This is a genomic window from Amycolatopsis sp. TNS106, assembly GCF_019330265.1.
GTDB classification, from domain to species: Bacteria; Actinomycetota; Actinomycetes; order Mycobacteriales; family Pseudonocardiaceae; genus Amycolatopsis; species Amycolatopsis lurida.
In genome coordinates, this window is sequence record NZ_CP024972.1 from 1,751,318 (window position 1) to 1,771,497 (window position 20,180).

Here is a 20,180-nt window from a genome sequence, read left to right on the forward strand (position 1 = left end):
GGCGCTCCTTTCAGCAGCAGTGTTCACCGCGCCAGGCCTCGCGGCCTTCCTTGATCGCGACGGCGGCGATGACGAGCGCGACCAGCGGATCGGCCCAGTACCAGCCGAACAGGCTGTTGAGCAGCAGCCCGACGAGCAGCACACCGGACAGATAGGTGCAGAGCAAGGTCTGCTTCGAGTCGGCGACGGCACTCGCGGAGCCGAGTTCGCGCCCGGTGCGGCGCTGGGCATAGGACAGGAACGGCATCACGAGCAACGAAACCGCCGCCAGCACGATGCCGACAGGCGAGTGCTCGGCGGGGTCGGCGCCGAACAGGGTGCGGACCGATTCGACGGTGACGTACGCGGCCAGTGCGAAGAAGGACACCGCGATCACCTTGAGCGCAACGCGTTCGCGGGCTTCGGGATCCTTGCCGGAGAACTGCCAGGCCACCGCCGCGGCCGAGGCGACCTCGATGACCGAGTCCAGGCCGAAGCCGATCAGCGCCGTCGACGAGGCGATGGTGCCCGCCGAGATGGCGACGACCGCCTCGACGACGTTGTACGTGATCGTCGCGGCGACCAGGAGCCGGACCCGCCGGGAGAGCACGGCACGGCGATCCGGGGCCACCGCGGGCTTCGCGGCGCAGCAGCCGTCCGCGCAGGAACCACTCTCCACGCTCACCGGAGTACCTCGTCCATGCAGGGTTCGGCCGTGTCGACGGCCAGTACGACCTGGACGAGTTCCCGCAGTGCGCGAGCGAGATGCGCGTCCGCCAGCGAGTAACGGACCTGCCGGCCTTCGTAGGTGGCCACGACGAGACCGCAACCCCGCAGGCAGGCGAGATGGTTCGAGACGTTCGAGCGGCTCAACCCGAGTTGCCCGGCCAGCAGCCCGGGATAGTTCACGCCGTCGAGCAGGGCGACCAGGATCCGGCATCGGTTCGGGTCGGCGAGGGCCCGTCCGAGCCGGGCCAGGGCGGCCCCTTGAGTCTCACATGTCAGCACAGGCGTGACAGTACAGTCATCGCTGACATATCAGCAAGCGCTGAACAATGACCCGACAGAGTGTCCGGACGCGACCCTCTGTTTCGTCGCGGTCTGTCAAGCCATCGCCGAACACGGACGCCGGAGCGACCCGAAAGAGTCCCGTGTGGCCACTCCAACGGCCGCATCGCGGGTACCCGGGGGAGTTCCGGCGCGGCTTCGCGTGACACCTCGGCACAATTGCTGGCCCGATTGCGTGGCCGCCGCAAAACGTCGCGTGACGTTGTCCAAAGGCTTTGTGCGCGACGGGAATTCGGCATTCGGGTGGCCTTGTCCTATTACCTGAAAGTGCGCTTGTGTGGGAAAAACCCCTTGCTATGTTGATCCTGCGGGCCGCACTTCGGGGCAGGACCGGCGCGCCGCGAATTGTGGATCTTGTTTGTTCACACGACTATCGAAGGGTGGACCTTGCTGTGACCGTGACCGAATCGGACACTTCCGCCGAAGGTGTCCAGGGGCCGGAAAATCCGCAGCTGAGCTTGGGCAGGGCCGCCGCGCGTAACCTGGCGACGACCACCAAATCCGTTCCGCAAATGCAGGGGATTTCGTCCCGGTGGCTGCTGAAATCGCTCGAATGGGTTCAGGTGAACGGTGGTGCCTACCGGGTCAACCGGAGGCTCAATTACTCGGTCGGTGACGGACGGGTGAGCTTCTCGAAGGCCGGCACCGAGGTCAGCGTGATCCCGGCGGAACTGGGAGAACTGAAGCCGCTCAAGGGATATGACGACGAAGAAGTACTCGCCGAACTCTCCCGCCGCTTCGAACAGCAGGAAGTGGCGGCAGGCGACGTACTCGTCGAATTCGGCCACCGGGCCGACCGGGTCTATCTCATCGCGCACGGCAAGATCACCAAGACCGGCCCCGGCCCGTACGGTGACGAGACCGCGCTGGGCGTGGTCAAGGACGGCGACTACTTCGGCGCGCAAGCCCTCGTGGACGGTGACGGCATCTGGGAGTTCACCGCGAAGGCGGCCACCGCCTGCACCGTGCTCACCCTGGCCCGACAGGACTTCGAGCGCGTACTGGAAGAGTCCGAATCGCTGCAGGCGCAGATCGAGCAGGCGTCGCAGGATTCCGGACGCGCCAACGACTTCGGCGAGGCCGAGATCGACATCTCCTCCGGGCACGACGGCGAGCCGCTGCTCCCGGGCACGTTCGTCGACTACGAGACCTCGCCGCGCGAATACGAACTGAGCGTGGCCCAGACGGTGCTCCGGGTTCACAGCCGGGTGTCCGATCTCTACAACCAGCCGATGGACCAGACCGAGCAGCAGTTGCGGCTGACCATCGAGGCGCTGCGCGAGCGGCAAGAGTACGAAATGATCAACAACACGGACTTCGGCCTGCTCCACAACGCCGACTTCACCCAGCGCATCGCGACCCGCACCGGTCCGCCCACTCCGGACGACTTCGACGATCTGCTCGCACTGGTGTGGAAGGAACCCGGTTTCTTCCTCGCGCATCCGCGCACGATCGCCGCGTTCAGCCGCGAGTGCAGCAAACGCGGGATCTACCCGACCGGAACCGATCTCGGCGGCCACAAGGTGCCCTCCTGGCGCGGGGTGCCGATCCTGCCCTGCAACAAGATCCCGGTGAGCCAGACCAGCACGAGTTCCGTGCTGCTGATGCGCACCGGCGAGAAGAACCAGGGCGTCGTCGGTCTCCGTCAGATCGGCCTGCCGGACGAATACGAACCCGGCCTGAACGTCCGGTTCATGGGGATCTCGGAGCAGGCGATCATCTCCTACCTCGTCAGCACCTACTACTCCGCGGCCGTACTCGTCCCGGACGCGCTGGCCGTCCTTGAAGCCGCCGAACTCGGCCGCGAAGGATGACCGCCACGACGCCGGAGGCCGACCGGCGCCTCAGTCTCGGCCCCGCCGCCGCGCGCAACCTGGCGACGACCACCAAGACGCGGCCGCAGATGCAGAGCATCACGCCGCGCTGGCTGCTGAAGATGTTGCCCTGGGTCGAGGCGTCCGGCGGTACCTTCCGGGTCAACCGGCGGCTGACCTACGCGATCGGTGACGGACGAGTGAGCTTCACCAACGTCGGCACCGAGGTCCGGGTCGTCCCGCAGGAGCTCGCGGAATTGGCCCTGCTGCGGGGTTTCGACGACGAGGACACGCTCACCGCGCTCGCCGACCGGTTCGTGCAGCACGAGTACCAGCCCGACGAGACCATCGTCGGCCACGGGACTCCGCTCGACGAGGTCGTGCTGGTCGCGCACGGCAAGATCGCCAAGGTGGTGCCGGGCGAGTACGGCGCCGAAGCCTCGGTCGGCAGCATGGCCGACGGCGACCATTTCGGTGACGAAATGCTCGCCGGCATCGACCGGAACTGGCCGTTCACCGCCAAGGCCGTCACCCCGGTGACCGTGCTGACCCTGCGCGCCGAAGACTTCGCCGACCTCAACGGCCGGTCGGAGGCGATGCGCCGCCACGTCCAGGACATGCTGGCGCGCAAGGGAAAGCCGCAGAACGCCAAGGGCGAGGCCGAGATCGGGATGTCGTCCGGGCACGACGGCGAGCCGCTGCTTCCCGGCACGTTCGTCGACTACGAGATCTCGCCGCGCGAGTACGACCTCGCCGTCGCGCAGACGTCGCTGCGGGTGCACACGCGCGTGACCGATCTCTACAACGGGCCGATGGACCAGTTCGACGAGCAACTCCGGCTGACCGTGGCGGCGCTGCGGGAGCGGCAGGAGTACGACCTGATCAACAACCGCGAGTTCGGTCTGCTGCACAACGCCGACCTCAAGTCGCGGTTCCAGACCAGGTCGGGCCCGCCGACACCCGACGACATGGACGAACTCGTCAGCCGTCGCCGCAAGACGAAGTTCTTCCTCGCCCATCCGAAGGCGATCGCCGCGTTCGGCAGGGAATGCACGCGCCGCGGCCTGTATCCGGAGGGCACCACGGTCGACGGGAAGGTGGTCGCCGCGTGGCGCGGCGTGCCGCTGCTGCCCTGCGACAAGCTCCCGATCACCGACAGCGGCACGTCCGCGATCCTCGCGATGCGGACCGGTGTCGAGGACAACGGCGTGATCGGGCTGCACCAGACCGGCCTGCCCGACGAGTACGAACCGGGTCTGAACGTGCGTTTCGACGGCATCAACGAACAGGCGATCGCCAGCTACCTGGTCAGCACCTACTACTCGGCCGCCGTGCTCGTTCCGGACGCGCTCGGTGTCCTGGAGAACGTCGAGGTCGCCCGGTGACGACAACGAACAACAACGCTCCAGAAAGGACCACACACGTGACCATCGCCCGTACTCCCGCTCCTGCCAAGGTATTGCGCACCGAGTACCAGAAGTCGGTGGCGTCGTACTGGAACAAGGAAAAGGATCCGGTCAACCTGCGGCTGGGCGATGTGGACGGGCTCTACCACCACCACTACGGGATCGGCGAGGTCGACTGGTCGGTGCTGGAAGGCCCCGAGAACACTCGCGACGAGCGGATCATCGCCGAGATGCACCGGCTGGAGACCGCTCAGGCGGACGTCCTGCTCGATCACCTCGGTGACGTCAAACCGGACGACCGGCTCCTCGACGCCGGCTGTGGACGCGGCGGATCCAGCATCATGGCCAACGCGCGGTTCGGCTGCCACGTCGACGGGATCTCCATCTCCGAGAAGCAGGTCGAGTTCGCCAATCACCAGGCGGAGATCAGGGGCGTCGCCGACCGGGTGCGCTACCACTTCCGCAACATGCTCGACACCGGCTTCGAAACCGGCTCGCGCAAGGCGATCTGGAACAACGAAAGCACGATGTACGTCGACCTCCACGAACTCTTCGCCGAGCACGCGCGGCAGCTGGAGTTCGGCGGGCGGTACGTCACCATCACCGGGTGCTACAACGACGTGACCGGTGGCCGCTCCAAGGCCGTCGCGCAGATCGACCAGCACTACACCTGCAACATCCATCCGCGCAGTGAGTACTTCAAGGCCATGACGGCGAACGGGCTGGTGCCGATCTCGGTGGTGGATCTGACGCCGGACACGATCCCGTACTGGGAGCTGCGGGCGAAGTCGTCGGTGGCGACCGGGATCGAGGGACCGTTCTTGGACGCCTATCGCGAAGGCAGCTTCCACTACCTGCTGATCGCCGCCGACCGCGTCTGATCCGCGCGAGACCATCGGAGCAAAGCGATGACCGAACAGGGTGCGCTCGCCACACTGCTGGCCGGTCCGAGCGGGCTGGGCACGTCAGCCGCCCGGCTGGCGGCCCGGCTGACCGCTGTTCCTCAGGAGGCTCCGTCGCCTGAGGAACCCGCTCTCGACCCGGCGTACGCCTACCGGCCGTGGGGCGACGGATCGGCGCCGCCGCTGTACTGCCCCGTCACCGAACGGATCAACGATCCACTCGCCCATGAGGTCGACCGGCGGCTCGTCCTGTGGGCGGGGGAGTGCGGCTTCGGCGAGGAGGAGTGCGAGCAGATCGGGAAGGCGGGATTCGGCAGGCTCGTCATGCTCGCCCATCCGGATTGTGAGGACCCGGACCGGCTGCTGATCTCGGCGAAACTCAACGCCGCGTGGTGGGCGGCCGACGACCTCTACGCCGACGACACCTCCCTCGGCGCCGTGCCCGCCGAGCTGCCGCCGAAGCTCGCACTGGCGATGGCCGCCATGGACCCGGTGCCGTCGCTGGGCGAATTCAGCCGCGACCTCGACGGAACACTGCGGAACGACCGGGTGCTGGTGGCGCTGCGCTCGGCGACGGACTTCCTGCGGCGATCCGGGACCGCCGCGCAGGTCCAGCGGGTCTGCTACTCGACCTTCGCGATGTTCGTGAGCTGGTCCGCCTACGCCGCATGGCGCCACAGCGGGAAATACCCGCCGGCGTGGGAATACCTCGCGGCACGGCAGCACGACAGCTTCTACACCTCGATGACGTTGATCGACGTCCTCGGTGGCTACGAACTGACCTCGAACCTCTACTACGACCCGCGGGTCCGCGAGGCGGCGATCCAAGCCGGGACGGCGGCCGTGCTCGTCAACGACGTGCACTCGGTCGCCAAGGATCTGGAGGACGAATCGCCGCCCTGCAACGCGGTCCTGCTGATCGCCGGCGACCGCAAATGCTCGATCGAAGAGGCCACGGCCATCACCGTCGAACTGCACAACGACGTCGTACGGGACTTCCAGTCGGCGCACGAAAAGCTGAGCGCTGTTCCGTCCGTCGAGCTGCAACGGTTCTTGCGCGGACTGCGTGGATGGATGGGCGGCGGTTTCGAATGGCACTCGACGAGCCCCCGGTACAGGGTCGTGAGTGGTAAGGAGCGTTAGAACGACATGTCCTGTTTCAGGACTTCGTGAACAGATGTGTTTCAGGACTTCGTGAACGGTTTCTGGTTGGTGAGACGTTGGTAGCGTACTGAGCGGTTGAGTGTGAGCTGGTGGGTGACCGTGTCGCCGATCATGATGGTGATGCGGTCGCCTTGCCAGAACACGGTCGCGGTGTGGCCTGCCCAGCGTCGGCCGAGGACGATGGAGCAGCCGGAGAACGCGATGACGCCGGTGGCGGATATCGGCCGCTGGGTGGTGCCGCTGGGGGCTTGCCGGTTGGTGGATGGCGCGGTTTTGGGGCTGGCGTCGTAGCGTTGCTGCGGGGTCTGGCCGTCGAGGCTCTGGTGCCGTCGCTGGGTGTTGTAGGTGTGCCGGTATTGGTCGAGAAGGTGTTGCAGGGCAACGAGGTTCTCGGCTGGGGGTCGTGCGGCGAGCCACTTTTGCAGGGTTTGGTGGACGCGTTCGTTCTTCCCGCAGGTCTGCGGGTGATAGACCGAGGAGGCGATCGTGGTGACACCCTCTCCGGCGAGGTGGCGTTCCAGCTCGACCATGAGGCCACGGTGCTTGCCGGAGAAAGCCAAGCCGTTGTCGGAGAGCACTTTCACCGGTACTCCGTAGCCGGCGAAGGCCTGCTGCAACGCCGCCCAGGTGTCAGCACTGTTCTCGCTGGCCGCGGCGTAGGTGCCGACGTCGAGGCGGGAATGGTCGTCGAGGATCTGGATGATGCAGACCTTCTGCCCATCGGCCAGGTAGTACTCCATGCCATCGATCTGCCAGCACCCGTTGGGGTCGGCGTATTCGAACCGGCGCCTCGTGCGGGGCCTCTTTCGCGGCTCCGGGGTGATCTGGCCGCGATCACGCAGGATCCGGTAGATCGCCGACCGTGACGGCAACGGCTCGAACCCGGCGTCTTCCAGCCGCCAGTGGATCGAGATCGGCCCGTTGTCCCAGCCCTCGTCCTCGAGCTCTTTGCGGGCCCGCAGCACCGCCTCGGCCACTTCCGGCCCGAACGCGGTCGGATGGTGACGCGGAGCGGTGCTGCGGCGGATGAACCCATCCACGCCCTCGGCTTTGAACCGGGTCACATACTTGTGGAACACGCCCCGGGAGATGCCGCGGTCACGGCAGAACCCCGAAATGTTGATCTTCTCGCCCGCGGCGACCCGCGCAACCGCGGCGACGAACTCAGGATCCATCGAAAACCCTGTACTGCCCATCGCCGGATGATCACCACAAACACCCTGGTCATCACGCCGACAGGCCGGTCAGTGTTCACGATGTCCTGAAACATCAACTGTTCACGATGTCCTGAACTCAGACAGAGCGTTAGAACGACACTTATCACTCACGACCCCCCGCCCGCGCCGATCTCCGTGAATCCCGTCCGGCTACCACTGCCACCGGGTGGGCGTGCCGGTGAAGTCTTCGGCCCGCATACCGAACGCCCAGGCCGGCCGGATCGCGACGACGGCGTTGACGTCCGGGTCGTAGCTGTAGGCCGACGAGTACTTCGCGTTGGCCGTTTCGACGAACCTTGCGATGGCTTCCGGATCCGTGACGAAGTCCGCGACCCCGTCGAGGACGACGGGGTCGAGCGCGTCGTCGATGGTGACGGTGCAGCGGGGATCGGCGCGCAGGTTGCGCATCTTGCGCGAAGTGTGGGTGCTGCCGAACCAGAGCGCCTCTCCGTCCCAAGCCGCCCACACCGGCATCACATGCGGCCTTCCGTCGGGCCGGACCGTCGCGACCCAGTAGTTCATCGTGGCGCGCAGTTTGCCGTCGGCCCAGGACCAGGGCAGCAGCCCGGCTTCACATTGCTCGGTGCCGTAACCGGGCATGTGCGGGCGGCCGGTCTTCAGCGGTTCTCGGGTATCAGCGCTCATTTTCCCTGCTTCCTTCTCTCAGGCGGCTGACGCGTCGTCGTCGAAGGCGAGGACGTCGTCGATGATGTCGAACAGTTCGTCTTCCGACGCCGAATCGAGGTCCTCGTCGCCGGGGAGGGCCGGGCGTGCCTTGAGCGCCATCGCTTCGAGTCTCTCGGCAATCTCGGCATTGGTGTCCACAGTGGACAGAGTGGTTTCGAGTTCGCGGATTTTCGCGAGCACGGCCCGTGTCGCGTCCGCCCGGTCGTCTCCCAGGCACTCGTCGAGGTGCCCGGCGAGACCGGCCGGGGTCGGCTGTTCGTAGACGACGGTGGTGGCGAGCCGGAGCCCGGTCTCCGCGTTGAGCCGGTTGCGGAGCTGGATCGCGGCGAGCGAGTCCATCCCGAGGTCGCGGAACGGCCGGTGCACGCCGATCACGTCGTCGTCGTGACCGGAGACCGCGGCGACCGCGCGCACCACCAGGTCGAGCAGGACGGTCCGGCGTTCTTCGGCCGATACCCCGGCGAGCCGGTCACTCAGTGACGGCTCGGCCGTTGTGTCCACCGGCCGTCCTTCCACCAGTTCGTCGAACACCCGGCTGGCCCGGGTCGCGGTGTGGGCGGGGGCGAATGCCGCCCAATCGACGTCGCCGACCGCCTGCACGGCCACCGGGCGGGCGAGAGCGCGGTCCAGCGCAGCCAGCGCGGTCTCCGCGCTCATGGCCGACACCCCTTCGTGCTGGCTCTGGCCGGGCACCGCGGTCCCCATGCCTTCGTCGGCCCACGGCCCCCAGGCCACCGCGGTGGCGGGCAGCCCGAGCGCCGTGCGGTGCTGAGCGATCGCGTCGACGGCGGCGTTCGCCGCGGCGTAGTTGGCCTGACCGGGAGCGCCGAAAGTGCCCGCCATCGAGGAGAACAGGACGAACTGTTCGAGCGGCAGGTCCCGGGTCAGCTCGTGCAGGCGCCAGGCGGCTCCGGCCTTCACCTCGAACACGGTCTCCAGCCGTCGCGCGGACTGGGCGTCCAGTACGCCGTCGTCGAGGAGCCCGGCCGCGTGCACCACACCGGTCACCGGATGTTCGGCGAGCAGGGTCCGCAGCGCTTCCGGGTCGGCGACGTCGCAGGCGGAGATCGTCACGGTGGTGCCGAGCGCGGCCAGTTCCGCGCGCAGTTCTTCGGCTCCCGGGGTCTCCGCACCACGACGGCCGACAAGGACCAGATGTGGTGCGCCGCGGCCGGCCAGCCATCGGGCGACCCGCTTGCCCAGCGCGCCGAGCCCGCCGGTGACCAGTACCGGGCCCGACGGCCGCCAGCCCGCCCCGGTCTCCGGGAACTCGAGCGTCCTCAGCCGTCGCACGTGGAGCCCGCTCGCACGCACCGCGAAGTGGTCGTCACCGTCATCGCAGGTCAATGCCTCGCAGACGTGGGCCCAGTCGGTATCGCCGGGCTCCGGCGGCAGGTCGACGAGGCCGCCCCAGCGATGCGGGGCTTCGAGCGCGACCACCCGGCCGAGCCCCCAAACGGCCGCCTGCCAGGGATCCGGCGGCGCGTCGGCGAGCCCGGTCGCGACCGCGCCGGAGGTCACCGTCCAGATCGGTGCTTCGATCGAGGTCCGTTCCAAGGCCTGGACGAGCGCGAGCACGTCCGCCGTCGCGCCCGCCAGCCAGAGGATGCCGTCGGGGGTGGTTTCCGCGAGCAGTTCCGGCCAGCCGTCGGAGCCGGTATGCCGGAGGAGCCGCACCGAGCAGCCACGTTCGCTCAGCGCCCGCTCCGCCCTGGTGACCCGTTCGTCGAGGCCTGCCCCCGGCGGGGCGATCACCAGCCAGTTCCCGGTCGGCAACGGGTGCACCCGGGGGTTTCTGAGCCGCCAGACGGGCTCGGTGGCGACCGGGTCCTTTGTGGACTGTCTACGGTGGATCCAGTAGCGCCTGCGCTGGAAGGCGTAGCCGGGCAGGTCCACCCGGCGGCCGCCCTGGTACCACGGTGAGAAGTCCACGTCAGCCCCGCGTGTGTACAGCGTCGCGAGTGCGGCGCCCAGCGTTTCGGTCTCGGGCCTGCCACGCCGGAGACAGGACACGAGTGCGATCGCGTGGTCCGCGAGGGCCTGCTGTCCCAGCGTGGTGAGGGCGTTGCCGGGCCCGGTTTCGACGATGGTGCGGGCACCTTCGGCGGCGATCGTGCGCAGGGCGTCGCCGAACCGGACGGTGTCCCTGGCGTGCCGTACCCAGTACTCCGGAGTGCTCGCTTCCGACGGTTCGAGCCGTTCTCCGGTCACGCACGAGACAATCGGCACCTCCGCCGGACGGAAGTCCAGCGTGTCCAGAACCCGCCGGAAACCGGCCAGCATCGGATCCATGTGCGGCGAGTGGAACGCGTGGCTCACCGCGAGCCGCGTCGCCCGGCCACTGGCGGCGGTGACGGTCGCCGCGAGCGCCAGAACGGCGTCCTCGTCCCCGGAGATCACCACGGAGCCGGGGCCGTTCACGGCCGCGATCCCGACCCGGCCGGCGTGTTCCGCGAGCAGGTCCTCGAGTTCGTGTTCGCCTGCGCGCAAGGCGACCATCGCGCCGCCGGGCAGGGCCTGCATCAGCCGTCCTCGCGCGGCCACCAGCGCGGCGGCGTCGGAAAGCGAGAACACTCCCGCGGCGTACGCGGCGGCGATCTCGCCGACGGAATGCCCGGCGAGCAGCCCCGGCCGTACCCCGAATCCGGTCAGGACGCGGAACACGGCCACTTCGACGGCGAAGACGGCGGGCTGGGTGAAGTCGGTGCGGTCGAGCAGCGCCGCCTCCGGCGTGCCCGGCGCGGCGAACACGACGTCCGGGAGCGGGCGTTCCAGGTGCGGGTCCAGTTCCGCGCACACCTCGTCGAAGGCCGCGGCGAAGCCGGGCAGGTCCTCGCGCAGCCGCCCGGCCATGCCCGGGTACTGGCTGCCTTGGCCGGGGAAGACCACCGCGACCGGTCCGTCGGTGACCTCGCCCGTGAGCAGGGCGGCTGGTTCGGTGTCGGTCAGGGCCGACACCAGATCGTCGGTGTCGTGGCCGAGCGCCACCGCGCGGTAGCGGTGCCGGGCACGCGTCGTGGCCAAGGAATAGGCCAGATCGAGCGCGTCGCTGCCGGGCGTGAGGTGCCGCGCCAGCCGCCGTGCCTGCTCCGTCAGCGCGCCGGGCGATGCCGCGGAGAAGACCCACGGGACCAGCGGACCTCCTCGCGCCGGGGAGGGTTCGGGGATTTCCGGCTCGGGTTGTTCCAGGATGACGTGCGCGTTGGTGCCGCTGATCCCGAACGCGGACACGGCGGCGCGGCGCGGCCGATCCGACTCCGGCCAGGGCATCGGCTCGGTGATCAGCGCGATCCCGCCGTCGTTCCAGTCGAGGTGGGCACTGGGCCGGTCGTGGAGCAGCCCGGGCAGGGTCCCGTGGCGCATCGCCTCGATCATCTTGAGCACCCCCGCGATTCCCGCGGCGGCCTGGGCATGGCCGAGGTTGGCCTTCGCGGAACCGACGAGCAACGGATGACGCCTGTCCTGGCCGTAGGTGGCTTGCAGCGCTCCCGCCTCGATGGGGTCGCCGAGGGTGGTCCCGGTGCCGTGCGCTTCGACCACGTCGATGTCCTGTGTGGACAGTCTGGCGTCGGCGAGTGCGCCGGTGATGACGCGCTGCTGTGCCCGGCCGCTGGGCGCGGTCAGACCGTTCGACGCGCCGTCGGAGTTGATCGCGGAACCCTTGAGGATCGCCAGGACGGGATGACCGTTGCGCCGGGCGTCGGACAGCTTCTCCATGACGACGATCCCGGCGCCCTCGGCCCAGGCGGTGCCGTCGGCGTCGGCGGAGAAGGGCTTGCACCGCCCGTCCGGCGCGAGGCCGCGTTGCTCGGAGAACTCCACGAACAGCTTCGGGGTGGCCATCACCGTGGCGCCACCGGCGAGGGCGAGTTCGCTTTCCCCGTTACGCAGGGACTGGGCGGCCAGGTGCATCGCCACCAGCGACGAGGAGCACGCCGTGTCGAGGGTGATCGCCGGACCCTCGAAACCGAACACGTACGACACCCGGCCGGAGGCGACGCTGCCGGCGTTGGCCACCGACACCTGGCCGACGAGGTCCTCGGGCAGCTCGGCGAGCGGAAGCGCGTAGTCGCCGCCCATGATTCCCGTGAAGACACCGGTCCTGCTGCCGCGCAGCGTGGCCGGATCGATCCCCGCCGATTCCAGCGCGTGCCAGGAGACCTCCAGGAGCAACCGCTGCTGAGGATCCATCACGAGGGCCTCACGCGGTGACAGCCCGAAGAACTCCGCGTCGAATTCCGTGGCCGTGGTGAGGAAACCGCCGTGCCGGACATAGGACTTGCCCGGCGTCTCGGGATCCGGGTCGTAGATCCCGGCCAGATCCCAGCCCCGGTCGGGAGGGAACTCCGAAATCACGTCACGGCCCTGGGCGAACACCTCCCACAGGTCCCGCACCGATTCCACCCCGCCCGGATAACGGCATCCCACACCGACGATCACGACGGGGTCGTCGTCGACGGCGCGGACCGGCGCGGGAGTGCTCACGGCGGCTCGTGGTGCCTGGTCTCCCCAGAACCTGTCCGCGAGGTACTCGGCCAGCGCGCCGGGGGTCGGATGGTCGAAGACCAGGGTCGCGGGCAGGCGCAGCCCGACCGTCTCCCCGAGCCGGTTGCGCAGTTCCAGGCCGGTGAGGGAGTCGAAACCGAGGTCCTGGAACGCCCGGTCGCTCACGACCGAGTCCTTCGTGGTGTGGCCGAGTACCGCCGCGACGGTACGCCGGACGAGCTCGGTCATCGCCGCCTCGTCCCGTTCCGGCGGCAGCGAGGGCCCGGCGGCGCCCGCTTCCCGCACGGCCGCCGCGACACGCCGCGAAGGCGCGGCCAGCGCGGAGAACAGTGGCGAACGCTGGTCGCGCAGCGCGGTGACGTCGAGGCGTGCGGGCACCAGCAGGGCGGGAGCGCCGGCGAGCGCGGCGTCGAACGCCGCGAGCCCTTGCTCGGTGGACAGGGGCAACAGGCCGCGGCGGGCCATCCTGGCGACGTCGGTCTCGGACAGATGCCCGGTCATCCCCGTGTCGAGCGCCCACAGCCCCCACGCGAGTGACGTCGCGGGCAGGCCGAGCGCGCGGCGACGGTGGGCGAGGGCGTCGAGGTAGCTGTTCGCCGCCGCGTAGTTCGCCTGGCCCGCGTTGCCGATGATGCCGGCGATCGAGGAGAACAGCACGAACGCCGCGAGGTCCAGCCCTTCGGTGAGCTCGTGCAGATTCCACGCGCCGTCGACCTTCGGCCGGAATACCGTGTCCACATTGGACTCGGTGAGCGATTCGACCGTGCCGTCGTCGAGTACCCCGGCGGCGTGGACGACCGCGGTGAGCGGGTGTTCGGCGGGGACGGCGTCGAGCACCTCGGCCAGCCGGTCCCGGTCGGCGACGTCACAGGCGGTCACCGTCGCCTGCGCGCCCGCCCTGGTCAGCTCGGCGACCAGGTCCCCGGCGCCCTCTGTGTCCAGACCTCGGCGGCCGGTGAGCAGCAGGTGACGGACCCCGTGTTCGGTGACGAGATGCCGGGCGATCAGCCCGCCGAGGCTGCCGACGCCGCCGGTGACGAGCACCGTCCCGTCCGGATCGAGCGCCTTTTCCCGCCGGTCGGCGGGTTCGGTCACCCTGACGAGCCGGGGCACGAGCACCCGGCCGCCGCGGACCGCCGCCTGCGGTTCGCCCGCGGCGAATGCCTGTTCCGGTGTGCTTCCGTGGTCGAGGTCGGCGATCAGCACCCGGTCCGGTGCTTCCGACTGCGCGGCGCGGACCAATCCCCACACCGGGGAACCGGCGGTTTCGGGCGCATCGTCGTCCACCGTGGTCGCGACCGCCCGCCGGGTGAGCACGACGAGCTTCGCGTCGGCGAAGGTCTCGTCGGTGATCCAGCCCCGCACCAGTTCCAGCGCCTCGATCGTGACCGTACGGGGATCGGCCGAGTCGTCCTCCGGTCCACAAGGGACGCCGACGAGATCGGGCAGCTGTCCGCCCTCGGCGAGCGACGCGCGCAACGCGGCCAGATCGTCGAAGACGGCGAACGACGGCGTTTCGGCCGCCGCCGCCGGAATCCAGTCCACGTGCAGCAGGGTGCGGTTCACCCGCGGTCCGGCGAGCTTGGTGAGGTCGACCTGCCGGAGGGTGAGGGATTCGATCGTCGCGACGGGATCGCCCTCCCCGTCGGACAAGATCAGGGCGACCGCGTCGTCGCCCGCCGGAGCGACGCGGACCCGGAGGATTGTCGATCCGGTCGCGTGGAGATCGATGGACGTCCACGCGAAGGGAAGCTTTACGGTGTCGTCTCCCGTCCTGCCTGCGAGGATCGCGTGCAGTGAAGCGTCGAGCAACGCGGGGTGGATGCCGAATCCTTCAGCCGACTCGCCTGGCAGCGCGACCTCCGCGTACAGCTCTTCGCCGAGCCGCCACAAAGCGCGTAATCCCTGGAAAGCGGGACCGTATTCGTAACCGATGTCGGAGAGGCGCGCGTAAGAGCCTTCGAGGTCGACGCCTTCGGCTCCCGACGGTGGCCATTCCCGCAGTCCCCGCCCTGGCGCGGCGGGCGTGGTGAGGGATCCGGTCGCGTGGCGGATCCAGCCGGATTCGCCATCGGAATCCGCCGGCCGTGAGTGGACGGTGAAACCGCGCCGTCCCGGTTCGCCCGCGGTGACGGCCAGCTGTAGTTCGACGGCGCCGTCGGCCGGGATGATCAGTGGATTCTCCAAGGCCAGTTCGTCCACCCGGCGGCAGCCGACCCGGTCACCGGCGTGCAGGGCCAGCTCCGCGAAGGCCGCTCCGGGCAGGAGGACCGTGCCGTTGACGGCGTGGTCGGCCAGCCAGGGATGGGTCGACAGCGAAAGCCTGCCGGTCCACAGCGATCCGTCGCCGTCCGCGAGGGTGACCATGGCGCCTAGCAGGGGATGGCCCGCGTCTCGCAGGCCCAGTGACGCTGACCCGGCGGCGCCCGTGGACGGCGTGAGCCAGAAACGCTCCGTCTGGAAGGGATAGGCCGGCAGCGAGACGAGCCTGCCGCCGGGGAAGACGGCGTCCCACTCGACTCCGGCCCCGTGCACCGCGGCTTCGGCGAGCGAGCGCCAAAACCGGGGGAGGCCGCCTTCGTCTCGCCTCAACGTGCCCAGCGCGACACCTTCGCGCGCGGACTCGTCCAGGATCTCCTGCAATCCCACGGTGAGCACGGGATGAGGGCTGCATTCGACGAACAGCGCGTGTCCTTCGTCCGCGAGCCACCGGATCACGTGGTCGAATTCGACCGGGTTCCGGAGGTTCTGGTACCAGTACTCGGCGTCCAGGCAGGCGGTGTCGATCAGGCCGCCGGTCAGCGTCGAATGGAACGGTACTTCGCTGGTCCGGGGAGCCAGTTCCGCCAGCAGTTCGAGCAGGGGAGCGTGGAGCTCTTCGACGTGGGCGGAATGGGAGGCATAGTCGACCGGAAGCCGCCTGGTCCGGACGCCCGCGTCACGGAGTTCCGCGGTCAGTTCGTCCAATGCCGCCGGATCACCCGACAGCACCGTCGCCGACGGCCCGTTCGCCGCCGCGATCGACACTCTGCCGTTCCAACGCTCGATCCGGCGTCCGGCCTCCGCTCTGGGCAACGCGACCGAGAGCATCCCGCCCCGGCCGGAGAGCGCCCGGATCGCCTTGCTGCGCAACGCGACCACTCGCGCGCCGTCCTCCAGGGACAACGCGCCCGCGGCGGTCGCCGCCGCGATCTCGCCCTGCGAATGGCCGACGACGGCGGCCGGCCGCACTCCGTGCGCCTCCCACAGCGCGGCGATCGAGACCATCACCGCCCACAGCACCGGCTGGACGACGTCGACCCGCTCCAGCGCCGCCTTGTCGGCCAAGGCCTCCGGCAGGAGCCAATCCACATGTGGTTCGAGCGCCCGTCCGCAGTCGGCCATGCGTTCGGCGAACACCGGGCTGGTGTCCAGCAGTTCCTTGGCCATACCGACCCATTGGCTGCCCTGTCCCGGGAACACGAACACCGGGCGCGGATCCGCCTTGTCCGTACCGGCGAGGACCTCCGCCGTCGACTCCCCGGCGGCGAGCGCGGTGAGACCGCGGAGAAGTTCCTCGCGATCGCCTCCCAGCACGGCCGCCCGATGAGCGAAGCGGGTCCTCGCGTTCGCCAAGGTGAAACCCACGTCGTGAACCTCGAGCGTGGGGTCGGACTCGATGCGCTCGCGCAGCCGATTCGCTTGGTCCCTCAGCGCTTCTTCGCTGTTCGCCGAGAGGATCAGCGGCACGACCGGTGCGGTCGCCGGGGCCGTTTCGGGCTCGTCCGGGGCCTCTTCGAGGACGACGTGGGCGTTGGTCCCGCTGATCCCGAACGACGAGACCGCCGCACGCCGCTTGCGGCCGGTCTCCGGCCAGGGCGTGTGCTCCGCGAGCAGTTCGACCCGGCCGGCCGACCAGTCCACGTGCCGGGACGGTTCGTCCAGGTGCAGCAGCTTCGGCAACATTCCGTACCGCATCGCCTGGACCATCTTGATCACCCCGCCGACCCCGGCCGCGGCCTGCGCGTGGCCGAGATTCGACTTCAGCGAACCGAGCAGCAACGGACGGTCCGCCGGTCGTGCCTGGCCGTAGGTCGCGAGCAGCGCCTGAGCCTCGATCGGGTCGCCGAGGGTGGTGCCCGTGCCGTGCGCCTCGACGGCGTCCACGTCCGACGCACGAAGACCCGCGTCGGCGAGCGCGTCGAGGATGACCCGCTCCTGCGCCGGTCCGCTGGGCGCGGAAAGCCCGTTCGACGCGCCGTCGGAGTTGACCGCCGAGCCCCGCAGCAGAGCCAGTACCCGGTGCCCGTTCCGCCGCGCGTCCGACAGCCGCTCGACCACGAGCACGCCGACGCCTTCCGCCCACGCCGTGCCGTCCGCGGACGCGGCGAAGGACTTGCAGCGGCCGTCCGGGGCAAGGCCCCGCAGCCGGGAGAATTCGACGAACATCTCCGGTGTCGCCATCACGGTGACACCGCCGGCGAGCGCCAGATCGCTGTCACCCGAGCGCAGTGACCGCGCCGCGAGGTGAAGCGCGGTGAGCGACGAGGAGCAGGCGGTGTCCACCGTGACCGAAGGGCCGTGCAGACCGAACACATAGGACAGTCGCCCGGAGACCACGCTGGAGGTGTTCCCGGTGATCAGGTGTCCTTCGAGTCCGTCCGGCACGGTGTGCACCCGGGGCGCGTAGTCGTGGTGCATGACGCCCGCGAACACCGCGGTCCGGCTGCCGCGCAGGCTCGCCGGGACGATGCCCGCATCCTCGAACGCTTCCCACGCGGCGGACAGCAGCAGGCGCTGCTGCGGATCGGTCGTCAGCGCCTCCCGCGGCGAAATGCCGAAGAACTCCGCGTCGAATTCGGCCGCGTCGTACAGGAAGCCTCCATTACGGGTGATGGAATGCCCCTGCCTGCCCGGATCGGGGTCGTAGAGCGAGTCGACGTCCCAGCCGCGGTCGCGGGGGAGTTCCCCGATCGCGTCGGTGCCTTCGGCGGCCAGCCGCCAGAGCCCTTCCGGATCGCGGACCCCACCGGGAAAGGTGCAGGCCATGCCGATGATCGCGATCGGCTCGTGCGCCTCGGCGGGTTCCGACACCGTCGCGGGAGGACGGCGCTCCGGCTCCTCGCCGGCCAGCAGCGAACCCAGGTACCGGATCAGATCTTCGGGGGTGGGGTGGTCGAAAATCACGGTCTCGGGCACGGTCACGCCCAGCGCCTCAGTGAGCCGCCTTGCCAGTTCCGCACCCATGATCGAGTCGAAACCCAGCTCGGTGAACAGGCGGCCGGGCGGCGCCTCGTCGAGCCCGAGCACCGCGGCCGCGTGGCCGAGGACGGCTCCGGCGACCGTGCGCTCGGTGTCCGCCGTGGACGGTGCCTCGGCGGCCGGGAGGGTGTCGAGCCAGTGGCGTTCGCGCTGGAAGGCGTACGCGGGAAGGTCCACCGTCGACGGCCGTCCACCCGGGAACAGCGCGCTCCAGTCGACGGAGGCGCCTTCGACGTACGCGGCGGCCACCGCGGTGAGGAATCCCCTGACGCCGGACCGAAGCGGGATCTTCCGCCCATTCGAAGTGCTGAGCACGGCGGTTTCGGCAGCGTGTTCCGCCGGCGGTGCGGCGAGCACCGCTTCGATCAGCTCGCTCGCCGGGATCGTCCGGCTCACGAAAGCCGCCGCGAACTCGCCGATCCCTTCGCCGGAAACCGCTTCCGGCTCGATGCCCGAGTCCGTCAGCAGGCGGTGGATGGCGACCTGGGAAGCGAAAGTCCGGGCCGCCGCGTTGTCACTCCGCTCGCCGAAGAGCGCGAGCGTTTCGGTGAACGCCGTGGTGAACGAGGGAAACGCGTCGCCGAAGTCCTCGGGCGCCGAACCGAACCGCAGTTCCGCGGACCAGCCGGGAACGGCTTCCGGTAGGTCGGTGCTCACCTCGTCCAGCGCGGCCAGCAGTTCCGCCCGATCACCCGCGACGACGGCGGCCCGGTACTCGAACGCGGTCCGCGTGGTGGCCAGCGACCAGGCGATCTCCGCGAAGTCCTGTTCCGGACGTGCGAGGAGATGCGCGCGCAGCCGGTCGACCTGGGCGCGCAGCGCGGACGGCGTCCGGCCGGAGACCACGCAGGCCGCGGACGGCGGTCCCACCACGGCGGTGCGCGGTGCGGGCTCCGGGGCCGTGGTGAGTACGACGTGGCAGTTCGTACCGCCCATCCCGAGCGAGGTGACGCCGGCGGCGCGTTCGGCGTCGTCCCAGGCGATCCCTTCGGTGCAGACGCGCAACTTCATTTCTTCCAGCGGAATCCGCGGATTCGGCTCGCGGAAGTGCAGGCTGGGCGGGATTTCGCCGTGGTGGACGGCGAGGGCCGCCTTGATCAGCCCGACCACCCCGGCCGCGGCTTCGAGATGTCCGAGATTCGTCTTCACCGAACCCACGGGCAACGGTGCCGACCGGTGACGGCCGTACACGGCGCCCAGTGCCGCCGCCTCGATCGGGTCGCCGACCTTGGTCCCGGTCCCGTGCAGTTCGACGTAGCCGACGTCGTCCGGAGTGATGCCGGTGCTTTCGAGGGCCTGGGTCAGGACCTGTTCCTGTGCCGCCCTGTCCGGCACGGTGAGGCCGGCGCCGCCGCCGTCGTTGTTGACCGCGCTGCCCGCGATCACCGCGTAGATCCGGTCGCCGTCGGCGATCGCGGCGTCCAGCGGTTTGAGCACGACGATGCCGCCGCCTTCGCCCCGCACGAAACCGTCCGCCGCCGCGTCGAAGGTGCGGCAACGTCCGCCATTGGACAGGCCGCCGAATTTCTCGGCCTCGCGCGCGCTCGCCGGGACCAGGTTCAGGTTCACACCGCCCGCCAAGGCGATGGTGGATTCACCGGAGAGCAGGCTCCGCGCGGCCAGATGGACGGCGACCAGGGACGAGGACTGTCCACTGTCGACAGTGATACTCGGGCCGCGCAGTCCGCAGAAATAGGACACCCGGTTGGCGATCAGGCCGCGTTGGAGGCCGGTGAAACTGTGCTGCGTGGTCACGTCGAATTCCTGGGCCAGCCGGGCGTAGTCGTCCCGCATGGCGCCGAGGAACATGCCGCAGTCCTGGCCGCGCAGGGTGGCGGGCACGAGGCGGGCGTCTTCCATCGCCTCCCACGCCAGTTCCAGCGCGAGCCGTTGCTGGGGGTCGAGCACCGCCGCCTCGCGCGGTGACACACCGAAGAATGCCGCGTCGAACCCTTCGACGTCGGCCACGAACGACCCGTACCGCGAACCGGCGTCACCGCCGGAATCCCAGCGGTCGTCCGGGACCTCGGTGACCATGTCCCTCGCCGCGCGCAGGACATCCCAGAACTCGGAAACGTCCGCCGCTCCCGCGACCCGGCAGGCCATGCCGACGATCGCGACCGATCCGGACCGCGCGAAATCTTCCCCACCAGACATGGCTCCGAAACTACGGCCGCCGCCGAAGCGCGAGCCAGG

General features: G+C 69.5%; 9 protein-coding genes. 4 read left to right on the top strand and 5 right to left on the bottom strand.

Annotation, left to right across the window (positions count from 1 at the left end):
- Positions 1 to 10: 10 nt before the first annotated feature.
- Together CVV72_RS07850 and CVV72_RS07855 are read right to left on the bottom strand one after the other, a co-directional pair.
- On the bottom strand, positions 11 to 664 hold the full coding sequence (locus tag CVV72_RS07850) for a cation transporter (RefSeq protein ID WP_219151735.1): 654 nt from the start codon (positions 662 to 664) through the stop codon (positions 11 to 13).
- Positions 661 to 987, bottom strand: a complete 327-nt coding sequence (locus CVV72_RS07855) for a helix-turn-helix transcriptional regulator (RefSeq protein ID WP_219151736.1) — start codon at positions 985 to 987, stop codon at positions 661 to 663. Before CVV72_RS07855 ends, CVV72_RS07850 begins: the two co-directional genes overlap by 4 nt.
- Positions 988 to 1,439: 452 nt before the next feature.
- Here CVV72_RS07855 and CVV72_RS07860 point away from each other — a divergent pair, with 452 nt between their 5' ends.
- The 4 genes from CVV72_RS07860 to CVV72_RS07875 are packed head-to-tail and all read left to right on the top strand — an operon-like array spanning position 1,440 to position 6,312.
- Positions 1,440 to 2,861, top strand: a complete 1,422-nt coding sequence (locus CVV72_RS07860; RefSeq protein ID WP_219151737.1) for a family 2B encapsulin nanocompartment shell protein — start codon at positions 1,440 to 1,442, stop codon at positions 2,859 to 2,861.
- Positions 2,858 to 4,246 carry a family 2B encapsulin nanocompartment shell protein gene (locus CVV72_RS07865; RefSeq protein WP_219151738.1) on the top strand — a complete coding sequence of 463 codons (1,389 nt, stop codon included), beginning with the start codon at positions 2,858 to 2,860 and terminating at the stop codon, positions 4,244 to 4,246. The genes CVV72_RS07860 and CVV72_RS07865 overlap by 4 nt, the downstream gene beginning before the upstream one ends.
- 38 nt (positions 4,247 to 4,284) lie before the next feature.
- On the top strand, positions 4,285 to 5,148 hold the full coding sequence (locus CVV72_RS07870) for a geranyl diphosphate 2-C-methyltransferase (RefSeq protein WP_219151739.1): 864 nt from the start codon (positions 4,285 to 4,287) through the stop codon (positions 5,146 to 5,148).
- Between the two features lie 27 nt (positions 5,149 to 5,175).
- Positions 5,176 to 6,312 carry a family 2 encapsulin nanocompartment cargo protein terpene cyclase gene (locus CVV72_RS07875; RefSeq protein WP_219151740.1) on the top strand — a complete coding sequence of 379 codons (1,137 nt, stop codon included), beginning with the start codon at positions 5,176 to 5,178 and terminating at the stop codon, positions 6,310 to 6,312.
- Positions 6,313 to 6,353: 41 nt separating this feature from the next.
- On the opposite strand, the gene CVV72_RS07880 is transcribed toward CVV72_RS07875, so the two are convergent.
- The 3 genes from CVV72_RS07880 to CVV72_RS07890 form a co-directional block, all read right to left on the bottom strand.
- Positions 6,354 to 7,508 (bottom strand): IS481 family transposase, encoded by a 1,155-nt coding sequence (locus CVV72_RS07880; RefSeq protein WP_219145817.1) that lies wholly within the window; start codon positions 7,506 to 7,508, stop codon positions 6,354 to 6,356.
- A 192-nt stretch (positions 7,509 to 7,700) separates the two neighbouring features.
- Positions 7,701 to 8,195, bottom strand: coding sequence for a TIGR03618 family F420-dependent PPOX class oxidoreductase (locus CVV72_RS07885; protein WP_219151741.1), 495 nt, complete (start codon positions 8,193 to 8,195; stop codon positions 7,701 to 7,703).
- An 18-nt stretch (positions 8,196 to 8,213) separates the two neighbouring features.
- On the bottom strand, positions 8,214 to 20,141 hold the full coding sequence (locus CVV72_RS07890; RefSeq protein WP_219151742.1) for a type I polyketide synthase: 11,928 nt from the start codon (positions 20,139 to 20,141) through the stop codon (positions 8,214 to 8,216).
- Positions 20,142 to 20,180 lie beyond the last annotated feature (39 nt).